Annotated in this window: 15 protein-coding genes and 1 pseudogene; 3 read left to right on the forward strand and 13 right to left on the reverse strand. The window is 63.5% G+C overall.

Going from position 1 to position 17,458, the window contains the following annotated elements; all coding sequences use genetic code 11:
* Positions 1-195 (forward strand): hypothetical protein (locus FNJ47_RS35005; RefSeq protein WP_206685381.1); only part of this gene is annotated, 195 nt, incomplete at its 5' end.
* Here the strand turns inward: FNJ47_RS35005 and FNJ47_RS35010 are convergent.
* Both FNJ47_RS35010 and FNJ47_RS35015 read right to left on the reverse strand, forming a co-directional pair.
* A pseudogene (locus tag FNJ47_RS35010) lies at positions 135-665 on the reverse strand (branched-chain amino acid ABC transporter permease); the annotation flags it as partial. The gene FNJ47_RS35005 and the pseudogene FNJ47_RS35010 sit on opposite strands and share 61 nt — an antisense overlap.
* Before the next feature lie 5 nt (positions 666-670).
* On the reverse strand, positions 671-1,711 hold the full coding sequence (locus FNJ47_RS35015; RefSeq protein ID WP_163160462.1) for a branched-chain amino acid ABC transporter permease: 1,041 nt from the start codon (positions 1,709-1,711) through the stop codon (positions 671-673).
* 179 nt (positions 1,712-1,890) lie between these two features.
* On the opposite strand from FNJ47_RS35015, the gene FNJ47_RS35020 reads away from it, so the two are divergent.
* The gene (locus tag FNJ47_RS35020) at positions 1,891-2,409 is read left to right on the forward strand and encodes a MarR family winged helix-turn-helix transcriptional regulator (RefSeq protein ID WP_163160463.1); all 519 of its coding nucleotides are present in this window, start codon (positions 1,891-1,893) and stop codon (positions 2,407-2,409) included.
* A gap of 116 nt (positions 2,410-2,525) precedes the next feature.
* Here FNJ47_RS35020 and FNJ47_RS35025 read toward each other — a convergent pair whose 3' ends face one another.
* From FNJ47_RS35025 to FNJ47_RS35075, 11 genes are all read right to left on the reverse strand, one after another.
* Positions 2,526-3,809 (reverse strand): glycerate kinase type-2 family protein, encoded by a 1,284-nt coding sequence (locus tag FNJ47_RS35025; protein ID WP_163160464.1) that lies wholly within the window; start codon positions 3,807-3,809, stop codon positions 2,526-2,528.
* A 22-nt stretch (positions 3,810-3,831) separates the two neighbouring features.
* Positions 3,832-5,019 carry an ABC transporter substrate-binding protein gene (locus FNJ47_RS35030; RefSeq protein ID WP_430649442.1) on the reverse strand — a complete coding sequence of 396 codons (1,188 nt, stop codon included), beginning with the start codon at positions 5,017-5,019 and terminating at the stop codon, positions 3,832-3,834.
* Positions 5,020-5,270: 251 nt separating this feature from the next.
* Positions 5,271-6,497, reverse strand: coding sequence for an ABC transporter substrate-binding protein (locus FNJ47_RS35035; protein ID WP_163160466.1), 1,227 nt, complete (start codon positions 6,495-6,497; stop codon positions 5,271-5,273).
* Positions 6,498-6,655: 158 nt separating this feature from the next.
* Positions 6,656-7,882: an ABC transporter substrate-binding protein gene (locus FNJ47_RS35040; RefSeq protein WP_163160467.1), complete on the reverse strand. Its 1,227-nt coding sequence runs from the start codon at positions 7,880-7,882 to the stop codon at positions 6,656-6,658.
* Between the two features lie 229 nt (positions 7,883-8,111).
* Positions 8,112-9,338, reverse strand: coding sequence for an ABC transporter substrate-binding protein (locus FNJ47_RS35045; protein ID WP_163160468.1), 1,227 nt, complete (start codon positions 9,336-9,338; stop codon positions 8,112-8,114).
* 117 nt (positions 9,339-9,455) lie between these two features.
* Entirely contained in the window at positions 9,456-10,685 is a 1,230-nt protein-coding gene (locus FNJ47_RS35050) for an ABC transporter substrate-binding protein (protein ID WP_163160469.1), read from the reverse strand.
* A gap of 29 nt (positions 10,686-10,714) precedes the next feature.
* Positions 10,715-11,731, reverse strand: a complete 1,017-nt coding sequence (locus FNJ47_RS35055; protein ID WP_163160470.1) for a branched-chain amino acid ABC transporter permease — start codon at positions 11,729-11,731, stop codon at positions 10,715-10,717.
* Between the two features lie 2 nt (positions 11,732-11,733).
* Complete coding sequence (locus FNJ47_RS35060; RefSeq protein WP_163160471.1) at positions 11,734-12,612, reverse strand: branched-chain amino acid ABC transporter permease; 879 nt, start codon at positions 12,610-12,612, stop codon at positions 11,734-11,736.
* Between the two features lie 12 nt (positions 12,613-12,624).
* Positions 12,625-13,338, reverse strand: coding sequence for an ABC transporter ATP-binding protein (locus FNJ47_RS35065; RefSeq protein ID WP_028339070.1), 714 nt, complete (start codon positions 13,336-13,338; stop codon positions 12,625-12,627).
* On the reverse strand, positions 13,335-14,132 hold the full coding sequence (locus tag FNJ47_RS35070; RefSeq protein ID WP_163160472.1) for an ABC transporter ATP-binding protein: 798 nt from the start codon (positions 14,130-14,132) through the stop codon (positions 13,335-13,337). Before FNJ47_RS35070 ends, FNJ47_RS35065 begins: the two co-directional genes overlap by 4 nt.
* Before the next feature lie 69 nt (positions 14,133-14,201).
* Positions 14,202-15,068: an IclR family transcriptional regulator gene (locus tag FNJ47_RS35075; RefSeq protein ID WP_163160473.1), complete on the reverse strand. Its 867-nt coding sequence runs from the start codon at positions 15,066-15,068 to the stop codon at positions 14,202-14,204.
* Positions 15,069-15,248: 180 nt separating this feature from the next.
* Here FNJ47_RS35075 and FNJ47_RS35080 point away from each other — a divergent pair, with 180 nt between their 5' ends.
* On the forward strand, positions 15,249-17,345 hold the full coding sequence (locus FNJ47_RS35080) for a 3-hydroxyacyl-CoA dehydrogenase NAD-binding domain-containing protein (RefSeq protein WP_163160474.1): 2,097 nt from the start codon (positions 15,249-15,251) through the stop codon (positions 17,343-17,345).
* Positions 17,346-17,458 lie beyond the last annotated feature (113 nt).

Genomic DNA, 17,458 nt, shown 5'->3' on the forward strand with positions numbered 1-17,458 from the left:
GGGTGGGCGGCGCCAGATGTGTATACGAGCCAGGGCTACGTCTGGGGCGGCGTGCTCGGCGCAGGGATCGTCGTGATCCTCAAGGAGGTGCTGCAAAGCTATTTGCCCTACATCTTCGGCGGTCAGAGCCAGCTCGAGACCATCGTGTTCATGGTCAATAGCGCCGCCAGCAGCACCGCGACCCAGATCGCGTAATAGATCGTATCCGGGCTCAGCATCTTGAACGAGCCGATCGAGAGCGGCGGGATGCCGGAAATGCCGTCGTTGCGGCCGAGGAATTCGAGCTTGCTGAACAGATAGAACAGGCCGATGCCCCAGGCGATGGTGCCGAGCGGCAGATAATGGCCGGACAGTCGCACCGTGACGAGGCCGAGCAGCACCGCCGCAATGCCGCTGACCAAGAGCGAAGCCGGCAGCGTCAGCCACGGCGACACGCCATAGGCGGTGGTCAGCACCGCGGTGGTGTAGGCGCCGAAGCCGCAGAAGGCAGCCTGTCCGAACGAGGTGAGGCCGCCGACGCCGGTGAGCAGCACCAGCCCCATCGCGACCAGCGCGGCGAGGCCGATATTGTCGAGCAGCACGATCCAGAACGGCGGGATGCCCGGCAGAAGCGGGATCACCGCCTGCACGAGCGCGAAGATGATGAGAGGGAGCCGCTGCGTCATCGCGCTCAATCCTTCTCTTCTTCGACCTGGGGGGCTGCGAGCGAGCGCAGCACCAGGACGGGAAGGATCAGCGTGAACACGATGACTTCCTTGAAATTGCTGGCGTAGAACGACGAGAAGGCCTCGACGACGCCGACCACGATGGCCGCGACCGCGGTCAGGGGATAGCTGACCAGGCCGCCGATGATCGCGGCGATGAAGCCCTTCAGGCCGATCAAAAAGCCGGTGTCATAATAGAGCGTGGTGATCGGCACGATCAGGATGCCGGAAATCGCGCCGATCACGGAAGCGAGCAGGAATGCGATCTGGCCCGATAGCGTGGTGCGGATGCCGACCAGGCGGGCACCGAGGCGATTGACCGCGGTGGCGCGCAGCGCCTTGCCGGTCCTGGTGTAGCCGAAGAACAGCCACAGGGCGACAATGAAGCCGACCGTCAGGCCGTAGACGGCAAGGCTCTGGCCGGTGAAGCGCAGCGGACCCGCGGTCACCGCGGCGCCCGACAGCGCCGGGCCGCGCAGGCCTTCGGCGCCGAAGAACACGAGGCCCAGGCCCTGCAACGCCAGATGGCAGCCGACCGAGGCGATCAGCAGCACCAGCACGGAAGTATGCGCGATCGGCTGGAAGGCGATGCGATAGAGGAATAGTCCGATCGCCGCCACGATCAGGAGCGCGAGCGCGATGTTGACGGCGACCGGCGTATGGGGGCCAACCAGCGCATAGACGAGGCCGAGCAGCGCGGTAGGAAACACGATGTTGAGCGCGACCGAGCGCATCACCAGCCGGGCATGCAGCGCCTTGCGGGCGAAGAACAGGTCGAGCGCGAAAGCGACGAGGCCCATCGCGACGGCGAGCAGCGCCGTTCCCGGCACCTGCCCGGTCGCGAGCATGGCGTAGCTCAGCGCGCCGTAGGTCACGAATTCGCCCTGCGGGATCAGGATCACCCGCGTCACCGCGAACACCAGCACCAGGGCCAGCCCGAGCAGTGCGTAGATCGCGCCGTTGGTGATGCCGTCCTGCAGCAGGAACAGCATGATCGTTGTGTTCAAGGCCGAGCGCTCCCCCTTAAGCGTCGGGCCGCCGCAGCCGGCTGTGCCGGTCGGGTCGGCCGATATCGGCTGTTGATAGCCGCTGATATTAGATATAGCGGATAACAATTATTAGATATAATCTCAAGGTCCCCGATCGTCCCGCCGGGTTTTTGTACCGGGATTGCGAGCCTGGAGCGATGACTGTTTCCAAGACCGCCTCCGATGCCGTCCGATCGTCGCGTGCCCTGCGCAAGGAACCGGTCGATCCTGCCGGGGACGACAGCATGCTGCAACTGGGCGAACTGTCCGGATTGCTCGGCTATTCGCTGAAACGTGCGCAGCTCAGGGTATTCGAGGACTTCCTGCGCTGCGTCGCGCCGTTGCAGCTGACGCCGGCGCAGTTCTCGGTGCTGCTGCTGCTCGACAAGAATCCCGGCCGCAACCAGACCGAGATCGCCAACACGCTCGGCATCCTCAGGCCGAATTTCGTCGCGATGCTCGACGCGCTGGAAAGCCGCGACCTTTGCGCACGCATGCGCTCGACCAACGACCGCCGCTCCCACATCCTCGTCCTGACCGACAGGGGCCGCGCCGTGCTGGCGCGCGCCAAGAAGCTGGTCGCCAACAAGCACGAGGCGCGGCTGATCGAGGTGCTCGGCCCGGCCAACCACGCCGCGCTGCTGGAGATGCTGGCAAAGCTCGCGCAGGAGTTTTGAGGCACTCGTGATTCCGGGGCTCGCGAAGCGAGAGCCCGGAATCCATTGCGCCGCAAGCTTCGTGGCTGAATGGATTCCGGGCTCAGCCCTTCGGGCTGCCCCGGAATGACGGTGAACTAATCCACCAAAATCACCCTGACATCGTTGACGTTGGTCAGCGTCGGCCCGGTCAGCAGCAAATCCCCGGTCTGCGCGAAGAAGCCCGTGGCATCGTTGTTCTCGAGATAGGCCTTGGGATCGAGGCCGATCGATTTCATCTTGGCGAATGTCGCCTGATCGATCACCGCGCCGGCGGGATCGGTCGCGCTGCCGGCGCCGCCATCGGCGCCGTCGGTGTCGGCGGCAAGCGCCGCGATGTTGGGCGTGTCCTTGAGCAGGTCGGCCAGCGCCAGCGCGTATTCCTGGTTGGGGCCGCCGCGGCCGTTGCCGCGCACGGTCACCGTGAGCTCGCCGCCCGAGATGATCGCGACGCGCTTGCCCTCGCTGCGCGCCTTCAAGGCGAACTGCGCGTGCGCAGCCGCGATGTCGCGTGCCTCGCCTTCGAGATCGGCGCCGAGCGCGATCGTCTCGTAGCCGGCGTCCTGCGCGACCCTCACCGCAGCGTCGATCGAGGCTTTCGGCTTCGCCAGCAGCTCGAATGTCGCCCGCGCAAAGGCGGGATCGCCGGGCTTGCAGCTCTCGTTCCTGGGGTCGTCGAGCGCGCGGCGGACCGCGTCATCGACGGAGAGATTGTATTTGGCGACCAGCGCGCGGGCATCGGCGAGCGTGGTCGGATCCGGCACCGTCGGGCCCGAGGCGATCGCGGACGGATCGTCATGCGGCACGTCCGAGATCGCGAGCGTGACGATCTCGGCGGCGTGCTGGCCGGCGCGCGCCAGCCGCCCGCCCTTGATCCGCGACAGATGCTTGCGGACGATGTTCATCTCGCCGATCGGCGCGCCGGAGCGCAGCAGCGCGCGGTTGACCTGTTGCTTCTGCGCAAAGCTCACCCCCTCGACCGGCGCGATCCAGTTCGCCGAGCCGCCGCCGGTCAATAGCACCAGCAGCAGATCGTCCGGCGTGGCCTCTGCCGCGAGCCGCAGCGTATCGTCGGCCCCGCGCAGGCCGGCTTCGTCGGGCACGGGGTGGCCGGCCTCGACCACCTTGATCCGTCGGGTCGGCACGCCATGGCCGTGGCGGGTGGTGGCAATGCCGAGCAGCCGCGCCGGCTCGAGGCCGAGCGTGTCGAGATAGTGCCGCTCCGCCGCCGCGGCCATGGCGCCGGCGCCCTTGCCGGCAGCGAGGCAGATCACGCGCCCCTTCGCTGCCGGCCGCAACCGCGATGCCAGCACCACATCGGGATGCGCAGCCGCTACCGCAGCATCGAAGATCGAACGCAGGAAAGGACGACGGTCGGTCATGGTTGTGCCTTTGTAAGACGGATCAGTTTGCGGCGATCTCGCCGCTGATGACGTCGCCGAACAATTGCCAGCGCTCGCCCTTGAACTGCATCAGTTGCAATTGCTCGATCGGCTGGAAGTCGGCAGGACCTGTCGACAGCGTTACGCCCGGCAACAGTCCACCTTGCGCAAACTGCTTCAGGCTTGCGGCCTGCTTCATCACATTGGCGCGGGTGAGGTCATCGCCGCAGCGGCGCAGCACCTCGACCATGGTGGTCGCCATGTTGTAGCCGGTCATCGCCGAGGCATCGACGCGGTTGGTGTCGGGCATGTACTTGGCGAGCAGCTCGTCGAACGCCTTCATGCCGGCGTCGTCCTTCCACTGCGGATCGCTGGCATCCTTGGCGTAGGCCGCCGAGATCACGCCCTGCGCATTGTCGAGCCCGGCCGGCCGCATCACGGTTGCGGTGGATGCCGAGACGTTGGAGACGATCGTCACCGGCTTCCAGTTCATCTCGCCGAGCTTCTTGATCGCCTGGGCGCCGAATTTCGGCGTGGTGAAGAAGATGATGACATCGGGGTTGGATGATTTGAGCCGCACCACATGGGAATCGATGGTCGGCTCGGCGACCTCGTAGCTTTCCTTGGCGACGATCCGCGCCGGATCGCCGGCAAAGCCGTCCTCCAGGCCCTTGAGGTAGTCCTTGCCCATGTCGTCGTTCTGGTAGAGCACCGCGACCTTGGCGGCGGGCTTCTCCTTCAGCAGATATTTCGCGTAGATTCGCGACTCGCTCTGGTAGCTGGGTAGCCAGCCCATGGTCCATGGGAAGGTCTTCGGGTCATTCCACTTGGTCGCGCCGGTGGCGACGAACAGCTGCGGCACCTTCTTGGCGTTGAGATATTTCTGGATCGCGGTGTTGGAGGCGGTGCCGAGCGTGCCGAACAGGAACAGCACCTCGTCGCTCTCGACCAGCTTGCGGGCTTGCTCGACGGCCTTCGGCGGCGAATAGGCGTCATCATAGGAGATGAAATTGACCTTGCGGCCGTTGATGCCGCCGTCGTCGTTGACCTTCTTGAACACCGCCGCCATCGCCTTGCCGACCACGCCATAGGCCGACGCCGGGCCGCTATAGGGCACGATATTGCCGATCTTGATCTCGGTATCGCTCGCTCCAGTGTCGTATTTCTTCTGCGCCAGCGCGGCGCTGCCGCTTGCGGCGAGCAGGGTCAGGCCGAAGAGGGCGGTTGCGGCACGGTGAAGGACGGGCGTGGACAATTTGCGGATCTCCTGTTCTTGCGCGCCCGGCTGGCGCGCTCGGCTTCTTGTTGGCTCTGCCGCTTCGATACCTAGCGTATCGTCCGCCGAAGTGTAAACGGCCGGTGTCCTTCGGTTTTCCGGATAGAGCGATGGCAACCGAAAGGCAAAGAAAAACCCCTGCGATCGGGTCGCAGGGGGCAGATTTTTCACGATGTGGAAAGGTCTCAGCCGCCGACGTCGGCGCTGATGACGTCGCCGAACAGTTCCCATTTCTCGCCCTTGAACTTCATCAGCTGCAACTGGCTGATCGGGGCGAAATCATTCGCGGCGGTGTTGATCTTGATGCCGGGCAGCAGCACTTCGGTGCGGAAGTCCTGCAGGCTGGCGGCCTGCTTCATGATGTTCTCGCGGGTGAGGTTGTCGCCGCACTGCTTGAGCACCTGAACCAGGGTTTGCGCCACGCCGAAGCCGACCACGGTGCCGCCGTCGAGCTTGTCGCCCTCGGGGAAATCCTTGGCCATGAAGGCGTAGAATTCCTTCATGCCGGGATCATTGTCCCACTGCTTGTCGGAAGCATCCTTCAGATAGGCCGCGGAGATGATGTCCTGCGCATTCTCGAAGCCGGCCGGTTTGATCACGCTGCCGACCGAGGCCGACACGTTGTTGAGGAAGTGGGTCGGCTTCCAGCCGATCTCGGCGACCTTCTTGATCGCCTGGGCCGCGAATTTCGGCGTCGCGATGTCGATGAACACGTCGGCGTTGCTGGCCTTCAGCTTGACGATGTTGCTGTCGATGGTCGGCTGCGACGTCTCGAAGCTCTCCTCGGCGACGATCATGCTGGCGGCCTTCTGGCCGAGGCCGTCCTTCAGCCCCTTCAGATAGTCCTTGCCGTAATCGTCATTCTGGAACAGCACCGCGATCTTGGCGTTCGGCATGTTCTTCAGGATGTACTTTGCGTAGATCTGGGTCTCGCTCTGGTAGTTGGGCTGCCAGCCCATGGTCCAGGGAAAGTCCTTCGGGTCGTTCCATTTGGTGGCGCCGGTGGCGACGAACAGCTGCGGCACCTTCTTGGAGTTCATGTATTTCTGGATCGCCGAGTTCGACGGCGTGCCGAGCGAGTTGAAGATCAGCAGCACCTCGTCGCTTTCGACCAGCTTGCGGGCCTGCTCCACCGCCTTCGGTGGCGAATAGGCGTCATCATAGGAGATGAAGTTGATCTTGCGGCCGTTGACGCCGCCAGCGTCGTTGATCTTCTTGAAATAGGCGGCCTCGGTGCGGCCGATGATGCCATAGGCGGAGGCCGGTCCGCTGTAGGGCATGATGTTGCCGATCTTGATCTCGGTGTCGGTGGCGCCGGTGTCGTATTTCTTCTGGGCAAACGCAGCGCTGCCGGATGTCGCGACGAGCGCCAGCGCGGCCCCGAAGACCGCAAGTCGTGTGGTAACGGACATTGACGTCTCTCTCCCTGATGTCAGACGAATGTGTCATGGCCCCCTGTTTCGAGGGCTCTGTTGTTATCGGGTGAAATTACCAGCTTAGGCGGGTCGCCTCAATGAAAAGCCCCTGCGACAATGCCGCAGGGGCCGCGTCTTTAGTCGACAATTCCCGGCTAGCCGCCGACGTCGCCGCTCAAAATTTCACCAAAGCGGTCCCAGGTCTCGCCCTTGAACCGCATCAGTTGCAGTTGCGAAAGCGGCGCGAAGTCGGTCGCCGAGGTGTTGGCCTTGATGCCCGGCAACAGGCCGCCGAGCTCGAGGTCGCGCAGGCTGGCGGCCTGCTTCATGATGTTCTCGCGCGTCAGATTGTCGCCGCACGCCCGCAGCACGTGCTCGAGGCCCTGTGCGACGGTGTAGGCGTACATCACGGACGCATCGGCGCGGTTTGCATCGGGATAGTACTTATCCAGGAATTCGTTCCAGGCGATCATGCCCTTGTCGGTCTTCCACTGCGGATCGGTCGGGTCCTTCAGGTATTGCGACGAGATGATGCCCTGGGCGGCCTCGAAGCCCGCCGGCTTGATCACGCTGCCGATCGAGGACGAGACGTTGTTGAGGAAGTGCAGGGGGTGCCAGTCGAGCTCGGCGTTCTTCTTGATCGCCTGCGCCGCGAATTTCGGCGTCGTGATGTTGAAGAACACGTCGGCGCCGGAGGCCTTGAGCCTGACGATGTGGGAATCGATGGTCGGCTCCGTCACCTCGTAGCTGTCCTCGGCGACGATCATGGACGCTGCCTTGGCGCCGAGCCCGTCCTTGAATCCCTTCAGATAGTCCTTGCCGTAATCGTCGTTCTGGTAGAGCACCGCGATCTTCGCGTTCGGCTTGTTCTTCAGGATGTACTTCGCGTAGATGATGGATTCGCTTTGGTAGTTGGGCTGCCAGCCCATCGTCCAGGGATATTCCTTCGGGTCATTCCACTTGGTGGCGCCGGTGGCGACGAACAGCTGCGGCACCTTCTTCTGGTTCATGTATTTCTGGATCGCCGAGTTCGGCGGCGTGCCGAGCGAATTGAAGATGATCAGCACCTCGTCGCTTTCGACCAGCTTGCGCGCCTGCTCGACCGTCTTCGGCGGCGTGTAGGCGTCGTCGTAGCTGATGAAGGTGATCTTGCGGCCGTTGATGCCGCCCTCGGCGTTGATCTTGCGGAAATAGGCCTCCTCGGTCTTGCCGATCACGCCATAAGCGGAAGCCGCTCCGCTGTAGGGCATGATGTTGCCGATCTTGATCTCGGTGTCGCTGGCGCCGGTGTCGTATTTCTTCTGGGCAAGTGCTGCGCTCCAGGATGCGGAGACGAGCGCGAGCGCAGCGACAAATGCCGCCAATGGTCGTGTTACGGACATGCGGTTTCACTCCCTGATGGCAGATGATGTGTCGCGGCCCCCTGTTTCGAGGGCTCATTGTTGACCGCAGAAACTATCATCTTACCGGGGGTGTCTCAACGAAAAGCCCCCACGGCGTGGCGGTGGGGGCTGCGTCTTTAGTCGACAATATCAGGAGCTGACTGTCTTCCCGCGCGCACCGCAGAGATTGCGGCGGGTTCAGGAAACGCTGTTGAGTTGAGCGCGAAGTTCAGTTGCTCAGATTGCTCGAAATGATGTCACCGAACAGCTCCCACTTCTCGCCCTTGAACCGCATCAGGCGCAATTGCTTGATCGGCGCGAAATCGGTGGCCGACGTGTTGATGCTGATGCCCGGCAGCAGCGTGCCGGGGACATAATCCTTCAGGCTCGCGGCCTGCTTCATGATGTTGGCGCGGGTGAGATCGTCACCGCACATCTCCAGCACCTGCACCATGGTCTGCGCGGCGGCGTAACCGTAGGAAGTCGCGCCGTCGAGCTTGTTGGCGTCGGGATAATTCTTCTTGAGGAAGGCCAGGAATTTCTCCATGCCGGGATCCTTGTTCCATTGCGGATCGGCGCCGTCCTTGAGATAGGACGCCGACAGGATGCCCTGCGAATTCTCGAAGCCGGCCGGCTGCATCACGCCGCCGACCGAGGCCGAGACGTTGGCGACGATCTGCATTGGCGTCCATGCGATCTCGGCGGCCTTCTTGATCGCCTGCGCGGCGAATTTCGGTGACGTGATGCTGATGAAGGTGTCGGCGCCGGCGGCCTTCAGCTTGACGATGTGATTGTCGATCGCGGGTTCGGAGGTTTCATACGCCTCCTCGGCGACGATCATCGAAGCCTTGTCGCCGAAGGCGTCCTTCAGGCCCTTGAGGTAGTCCTTGCCGAAATCGTCATTCTGGTAGAGCACGGCAACCTTGGCGTCGGGCTTGTGCTTCATGATGTATTTTGCGTAGACCCGCGCCTCGTCCTGGTAGGACGGCTGCCAGCCCATGGTCCACGGATAGTTCTTGGGGTCGTTCCACTTGGAGCCGCCGGAACCGACGAACAGCTGCGGCACCTCCTTCTCGTTCATGTACTTTCGGATCGAAGCGTTGGTTGCGGTACCGACCGAGCCGAACACCAGCAACACCTCGTCGTCCTCGACCAGCTTGCGGGTTTGCTCCACGGTCTTGGCCGGCGAGTAGCTGTCGTCATAGGAAATGAACGTGATCTTGCGGCCGTGGATGCCGCCGGACTCGTTGATCATCTTGAAGTAGGCGGCCTCGGTCCTGCCGATCACGCCATAGGCGGAGGCGGGACCGCTGTAGGGCACGGTGTTGCCGATCTTGATCTCGGTGTCGCTGGCCCCGGTGTCGTATTTCTTCTGCGCCAGCGCGACATTGCAGTTCGTCAGGATCAGAGCGAACGCGGACAACAGCGCCGCCAGGGACGGACGTACGGCAGTCATGTTTCCCCACCTCGGGTTCTTGGTTCTGAGTATTCAATACGATCGGCACAGGGCGTCAACAAAAAGCCCCCGCGACTGATATCGCGGAGGCCCGTTGTTTATTTCCGCAGTGCAACGTTATTCTGAGGGAACGTCGCCGGAAATGATGTCGCCGAACAGTTCCCATTTCTGGCCCTTGAAGCGCTGCATCTGCAGCTGGGCGATCGGGGCGAAGTCGGTGGCCGAGGTGTTGATCTTGACGCCGGGCAGCAGGGTATCGGGCGTAAAGTCCTTCAGGCTCGCGGCCTGCTTCATGACGTTGGCGCGGGTGAGGTCGTCGCCGCACATTTCGAGCACCTTGGCGAGCGTCTGCGCGGCACCATAGCCGTAGACATAGCCGCCGTCGGTCTTGTCGGCGCCCGGCATGTACTTGTCGAGAAACTCGGCCCACTTCTTCATGTTCGGATCGTTGGCCCACTGCGGATCGGCGCCGTCCTTGGCATAGGCTGCCGACAGCACACCCTGGGCGTTGTCGAAGCCGGCCGGCTGCATCACGCTGCCGACCGAGGCCGACACGTTGGTGATGATCTGCAGCGGCTTCCAGCCGAGCTCGGCGGTCTTCTTGATGGTCTGCGCGCCGAATTTCGGCGTCGTGTAGATCAGCAGGACGTCCGGATTGGCGGCCTTGATCTTGACGATGTGGCTGTCGATCGACGGCTCGGAGATCTCGTAGCTCTCCTCCATGATGATGCTGGAGGCGGCCTTGGCGCCAAAACCGTCCTTGGTACCCTTGAGGTAGTCTTTGCCGAAATCGTCGTTCTGATAGAGGATCGCGACCTTGGCGTCGGGCTTCTCCTTCATCAGCCATTTGGCGTAGATCTGGGCTTCGCTCTGGTAGCTCGGCTGCCAGCCCATGGTCCACGGGAAGTTCTTCGGGTCGTTCCACTTGGTCGCGCCGGTGGCGACGAACAGCTGCGGGATCTTCTTGGAATTCAGGTACTTCTGGATCGCGGTGTTGGACGGCGTGCCGAGCGGGTTGAAGACCAGCAGCACCTCGTCGCTCTCGACCAGCTTGCGCACCTGCTCGACCGCCTTGGGCGGCGAATAGGCGTCGTCATAGCTGACGAAATTGACCTTGCGGCCGTTGATGCCGCCGCGGTCGTTGATCATCTTGAAGTAGGCTTCTTCGGTCTTGCCGATCACGCCGTAGGCGGAGGCCGGTCCCGAATAGGGGATGATGTTGCCGACCTTGATCTCGGTATCGCTCGCGCCGGTGTCGTATTTCTTTTGGGCGAATGCGGCAGTGGACGTCGCGGCAACAGCGACGATCGCCGCGGAAATCGCGGCGATCCGAACGGTAGAACGCATAATGTCTCCTGGTTAGGTTCTAAGGATTCTTAGTTTTTCTTGAACTTTGCGGCCAGTTGCTGGGCGATGATCGCAATCTGCCTGGCGCCGTGCGGCACGAGGAAGATGACGAGGAACAGCAGCACGCCGAACACGGCACCGGAAAGGCCCTTGGAAATGCCTTCCGCGATGTTGGGCACGAAGATGATGAAGGCGCTTCCGACGATCGAGCCGGGTAGCCAGCCGACGCCGCCGACCACCATGCCGAGGAACAGCGAGATCGCGAGCTGGATGGTGTAGCCATCCGGCGCCACGAACTGCACTGCGATTGCGCCGAGACCGCCGGCGACGCCGGTGATGCCGGCCGAGACGCCGAACGCCAGCGTCTTGTACAGCGCGACGTCGACGCCCATCGCGGAGGCCGCGATCTCGTTGTCGCGGATCGCCATGAAGGCGCGGCCGGACCGCGAGCGCAACAGGTTCACCGAGGCGAGGTAGATTCCGATCGAGACCGCCAGGGTGAAGTAATAGAGCCACATGTCCTGCGACATCGGCAGGCCGAACGGCGCATCGGGCTTGGTGACCACGAGGCCCTGCACGCCGCCGGTCCAGTGCTCGAAATAGCCGAGCTTGAGGAGCTGCGGCATCGCGGTGGCGAGCGCAAAGGTCGCGAGCGCGAGATAGACGCCGCTTAGCCGCAGCGCCGGCTGGCCGAACAGGAAGCCGAAGCCGAAGCAGACGATGCCGGCGATCGGCAGCGTGAGGGCATAGTTCATGCCCGCATGCTCCATCAGGATCGCCGACGTATAGGCGCCGACGGCGTAGAACGCGCTCTGGCCGAGCGAGAACTGGCCGCTTCCGCCGGTCAGGATGTTGAGCGCCATCACCGCCAGCGCGTAGATCAGAAGCATCGTCATCTGGAAGATGATGAAGTTCTTCACGAACAGCGGGATCAGGATCAGCGCGGCGAGCACCACGAGCGAGGTGCCATAGCCGAGCGTCATGGCGCGCTTGGGCACGGCCTCGACGGCGGGGGCTTCTGTGACGATTTCTTCAGCGGCGCTCATGATCAAACTCGCTTGACGATGGCGCGGCCGAACAGGCCTGCCGGTTTAACGACCAGGACGACGATGATCAGCGCAAGCGCGATCGGAAGTTTCAGTTCATTGCCGACACCGGGGATGTAGGTGCCGACCAGGTTCTCGAAGATGCCGACCAGGAAACCGCCCATCACAGCGCCGAACGGACTGGTCAGGCCGCCGAGCACGGCTGCGGCAAATCCGTAGATCAGCACGCCGAGCATCATGTTGGGCTCGAGGAACACCACGGGGGCGATCATCATGCCGGCGATCGAGCCGATCGCGGATGCCATGCCCCAGCCCAGCGCGATCATCCACGAGGTGTTGATGCCGACCAGGCGGGCCGATTCCGGCAGCGACGCGGCCGCGCGCATCGCAAGACCGACCCGGGTGAAGCGGAAGAAGAAGAACAGCAGCGCCAGCATCAACAGCGTGATGCCGATCATGCCGGCCTGGTGGGTCGAGATCAGCTGGCTGCCGAGGAACGGCGAGGAGCCGAACGGCGTCGGATATTGCTTGATGGTGAAGTCCCAGATCAGGCCGGCGACCGAGTTGATGATCGCGTAAAGCGCGATAAAGCCGGCGACGTTGGTCAGGATCGGGGCCTTGGCCAGCGGCTTGAACAGCAACCGCTCGATGACGATGCCGGCGGCAAACGAAAAGGCGACGGTGAGCACGAAGGCGCCCCAATACGGCACACCCCATTGCATCAGCTGCCAGGACACGAAGGTCGAGAACATCGCCATTTCGCCCTGGGCGAAATTCAGATGGTCGATGGCCTGGTAGATCATCACGACCGCGAGCGCCATGCAGGCATAGATCGCGCCGGTGGCGATGCCGGCCAGGACCTGGTTGGCAAAAAGCTCCATTGTGCCAGCTCCTCAGTAGCCGAGATAGGATTTGCGGACGTCTTCGTTGTTCGCGATGTCCTTGGCATTGCCCGACATCACGATCCGTCCGGTTTCGATCACATAGGCCTGGTCGGCGAGCTCCAGCGCGAGCTGCGCATTCTGCTCGACCACCAGGATGGTCACCTTTTCCTCGCGATTGATCTTGCCGAGGATGCGGAATAGGTCGCGCACGATCAGCGGCGCGAGGCCGAAGGACGGCTCGTCGAGCAGCATCAGGCGGGGCCGCAGCATCAGCGCGCGCGCCACCGCGAGCATCTGCTGCTCACCGCCGGACAGCGTGCCGGCCTGCTGGGTGTAGCGCTGCTTCAACACCGGGAAATGCTCGTACATCCGCTCGATGTCGGAGCCGATCGCCTTCTTGTCCGGACGGCTGATGGCGCCGAGCTGCAGGTTTTCCTCCACCGTCATGTTGGTGAAGGTGCCGCGGCCTTGCGGCACATGGGCGATGCCGAGCCGGACCACGTTCTCGGTGGAACGGGTGCCGATCGGCTTGCCCTCGAACTCGATCGCGCCGGTCGAGCGCACCATGTTGCAGATCGCCCGCAGCGTGGTGGTCTTGCCGGCGCCGTTGGCGCCGAGCAGGGTGGTCAGCGAGCCCTCGTTGAGGGAAAAGCTGAGGCCGTGCAGGGCCTGGACCTGGCCGTAATAGGCGCGCAGGTCCTTGACGTTGAGCATCGTGGTCATTGGTCCTTGCTCCCCAGATAGGCCTTGATGACATCAGGGTCGGCCTGGACCTGGGCCGGCGTGCCTTCGGCCAGCTTGCGGCCGAAATTGAGCGCGACGACGTGGTCGGCGATCGACATCACGAGACCCATGTGATGCTCGACCAGTAGCACCGTAATTTTACGGTCATCGCGGATTTTGCGGATCAGGTCGCCGAGCACGTAGACTTCCTCGTGATTGAGGCCGCCGGCCGGCTCGTCGAGCAGCAGGATCTTCGGATCTGCGGCCAAAGCGCGCGCCAGCTCGACGCGCTTCTGGGTGCCGAAGGGAAGTCCCGAAACCACGGTGTGGGCGACGTCCTCGAGATCGAGATAGCCGAGGATGTCGTGCACCTTCTTGTTCATGTCGCTCTCGCCGCGGCGAACCCAGGCGAGGCGCAGCGAGTCGCTGACGATGTCGCTCGAAGTGCGCGCATGCGCGCCGACGCGCACATTGTCGATCACGGACAGGTTGGGAAACAGCGCGACGTTCTGGAAGGTGCGGCCGATGCCGATCTCGGCGATCCGGTGCGGCGGGCGCGACAGGATGCTCCTGCCTTCCATCAGGATGTCGCCTGACGACGGCTGATAAAGCCGCGACAGGCAATTGAACAGCGTCGTCTTGCCGGCGCCGTTCGGCCCGATCAAGCCGAGGATCTGTCCATGGCGCATGTCGAACGACACGCCGTTGAGTGCGATGATGCCGCCGAACACGACGCTGACGTCGCGAACCGCGAGCAAGGGATCATTCCCCTGCGCGAGCTGTGCCTGCGTCATCTCGTCTCGCCCGCCGTCTTCGAGCGGTGCGAGCCATCCTGCGATGTGCTTCGCAGGGCGTGATGGAGGCTATCTGATCCCCTCGGCCAAACGTGCAACTTTCCCTCCTACTCTAGACTTTTTGCTTTGTTCTTTTTTGGATTGCGGCGCCATTCCACCGAGCGCCTGCTCGATGTTCCTTACCATCGCGACAAGACGAGGTCCAATGTCGTTGAGCAATCTATCTTCCGTGAAGCGGAATGCCGGCGCGCCGCAATTGAAGGCGTAAGGGCCGGTTCCGTCGTTCAGTCTCAATGCAACGCCAACCGCGGCGACGTCGTTCTGCCAGTCGCCGGTCGACATGGTGAAGCCGTGCTTCGCCACCGTCTCGCCGGCGCGCTCGATGCCGTCGCGCATCTTGGCCCAGCGGCTGCCGTAGTGATCCCGCAGCTCGCGCAATAAAGCCGCACGCTCTTCGGGTGGCAATGCCCAAATATAGGCACGTCCCATCGCGGTGGTCGCGATCGGCACCCGCGAGCCGACGTCGAGCTGCACGCCGAGCGCCAGGCCGTTCCGGCTCTGGCCGAAATAGATCATGCTGTGACGGTCGCGGCCGCCGACCGCGACTGCACCGCCGGTCGCGCGCATCACTTCTTCTCGATAGGGCTCGGACAAATGCCGAACGCCGAGATTGGCGAGCGCGGCATAGCCCAGCGCCATCGCCGACGGCGCAAGCTGATACTTCTCGAATTTCGGTACAGGTGTAAGGTATCCCAGCTTGGTCAGCGTGTAAGTCAGCCGGGAAATGGTTGGCTTCGGTAATTTGGTGCGGGCTGCAATCTCCTGATTGCCGAGCAGCCCGTCATTGGGTTGAAATGCGCGCAGGACGTCCAGTCCGCGGGAAAGCGCGACGACGAAATTGCGATCGGTCGCTGCTTTCTTGCTGGCGCGCTTCATCCCTATCCTTGTCCTGCCCTTGTTATGCTCGTTGACAAGGCTCGTGCTTCAAAATAACCCTCCGTGTCAAGATGTGGAATTAAATTTCGCAGTGCGAAATTGGTCTAATCGTAGCGGCTCAACGCAAGTCGTGCAGCTACTCAACACAAGTTCAAGAACAAGCATCCAGGGAGAGTCCCGGTGAGTGAAGTCGTCAAGCTCGAACGTCATGACAACATTGCCGTCGTCACGGTTAACAGTCCGCCTGTGAACGCGCTGAGCGCTGCCGTGCGCGGCGGCATCTTCGATTCCATCAAGAGTGCGATCGATGACGCGCAGGTTCAGGGCATCGTGCTGACCTGCGCCGGCCGCACCTTCATCGCCGGCGCCGACATCACCGAATTCGGCAAGCCGCCGAAGCCGCCCGGCCTCGCCGAGGTGCTGAGCCTGATGGAATCTTCGCCGAAGCCGATCGTTGCCGCGATCCACGGCACCGCGCTCGGCGGCGGCCTCGAGGTCGCGCTGGCCTGCCACTATCGCGTTGCCACCAAGGACGCCAAGCTCGGTCTGCCCGAGGTGAAGCTCGGCCTGCTCCCGGGCGCGGGCGGCACTCAGCGCCTGCCGCGTGCGGTCGGTCCCGAGCTCGCGGTGAAGATGATCGTCGGCGGCGACCTGATCAGCGCGGACGCCGCGCTGAAGGCCGGCCTGATTGAGGAGATCGTCGAAGGCCCGGCCTCGGGCGGTGAGGCATTTGCGCGCAAGGTGGTCGCCGAGAAGCGTCCGCTGCGCAAGCTGCGCGATGACGACTCCAAGCTCGCCGCTGCCAAGGCCGACCGTTCGATCTTCACCAATGCGGTCGCTGCGCTGACCAAGAAGTCGCGCGGGCTCGAGGCGCCGTTCGCCGCTGCCGACGCCGTCGGCGCCGCGATCGACCTGCCGTTCGACGAAGGCCTGAAGAAGGAGCGCGAGGGCTTCCTCAAGCTGATGAACGGCGACCAGTCCAAGGCGCAGCGCTACGCCTTCTTCGCCGAGCGCGAGGCCGCCAAGATCTCCGGCGTCCCCGAAGGCACCAAGGGCCGCAACGTCGCGCGCGTCGCCATCCTCGGCGCCGGGACCATGGGCGGCGGCATTGCGATGTCGTTCGTCAATGCCGGCATCCCGGTCACGCTGATCGAGACCGGCGAGGAGCAGCTCAAGCGCGGCATGGGCATCATGCAGAAGAACTACGAGGCGACCGCTGCGCGCGGTGGCATCCCGGCGGACGCGCCCGCCAAGCGCATGGCGCTGATCAACGGTGTCGTCGGCATCGAGAACGTCGGTGACGCCGATCTGGTGATCGAGGCAGTGTTCGAGACCATGGCGGTCAAGAAGGAAGTGTTCGGCAAGCTCGATCAGTACGCCAAGCCGGGCGCGGTGCTGGCCTCCAACACCTCCTATCTCAACATCGACGAGATCGCGCAGTCGACCAAGCGTCCGCAGGACGTGCTCGGCATGCACTTCTTCTCGCCGGCCAACGTCATGAAGCTGTGCGAGATCGTGCGCGCCGACAAGACCGCGCCGGATGCGCTGGTCACCGCCGTCTCGATCGCCCGCAAGATCGCCAAGGTGCCGGCAGTGGTCGGCGTCTGCGACGGCTTCGTCGGCAACCGCATGCTGGCGCAGCGCGGCAAGCAGTCCGAGAAGCTGTTGTTCGAAGGCGCGCTGCCGCAGCAGGTCGATGCCGTGGTGACGAAGTTCGGCATGCCGATGGGCCCGTTCGCGATGGGCGATCTCGCCGGCCTCGATATCGGCTGGCGCTCGCGCAAGGACCGCGGCATCAAGTCGGAGATCGCGGACGCGCTCTGCGAAGCCGGCCGCTTCGGCCAGAAGACCGGCAAGGGCTACTACAAATATGAGCAGGGCTCGCGCGCGGCGCTACCCGATCCGGAAGTCGAGAAGCTGATCGACGAGACGCTCGCGCGCCTCGGCCGCAAGAAGCGCGTCGTCAGCGACGACGAGATCCTCGAGCGCATGATGTACCCGATGATCAACGAAGGCGCGAAGATCCTCGCCGAAGGCATCGCGGCGCGTCCGTCCGACATCGACGTGGTCTGGCTCTATGGCTATGGCTGGCCGATCTATCGCGGCGGCCCGATGTTCTGGGCCGACACTGTCGGTCTCAAGCACATCGCCGATCGCCTGGCCTTCTACGCCAAGGAGACCAACGATCCTTCGCTCGAGCCGGCGCCGCTGCTCAAGAAGCTCGCCGACGAAGGCAAGACCTTCGCCTCGCTCGCCGCGGCGTCGAAGGCGGCGTGATTGGCTTCGACGACGCGAAGGCGGTGACAGGGTTCTCTCCCCCCTTGCGGGGAGGGGTGGGGGGAAGGGGTACCACTCGGGCAGTCCCGATGCCGCCACCCCTCTCCCTACCC

The organism is Bradyrhizobium uaiense (assembly GCF_010811875.1).
GTDB classification, from domain to species: Bacteria; Pseudomonadota; Alphaproteobacteria; order Rhizobiales; family Xanthobacteraceae; genus Bradyrhizobium; species Bradyrhizobium uaiense.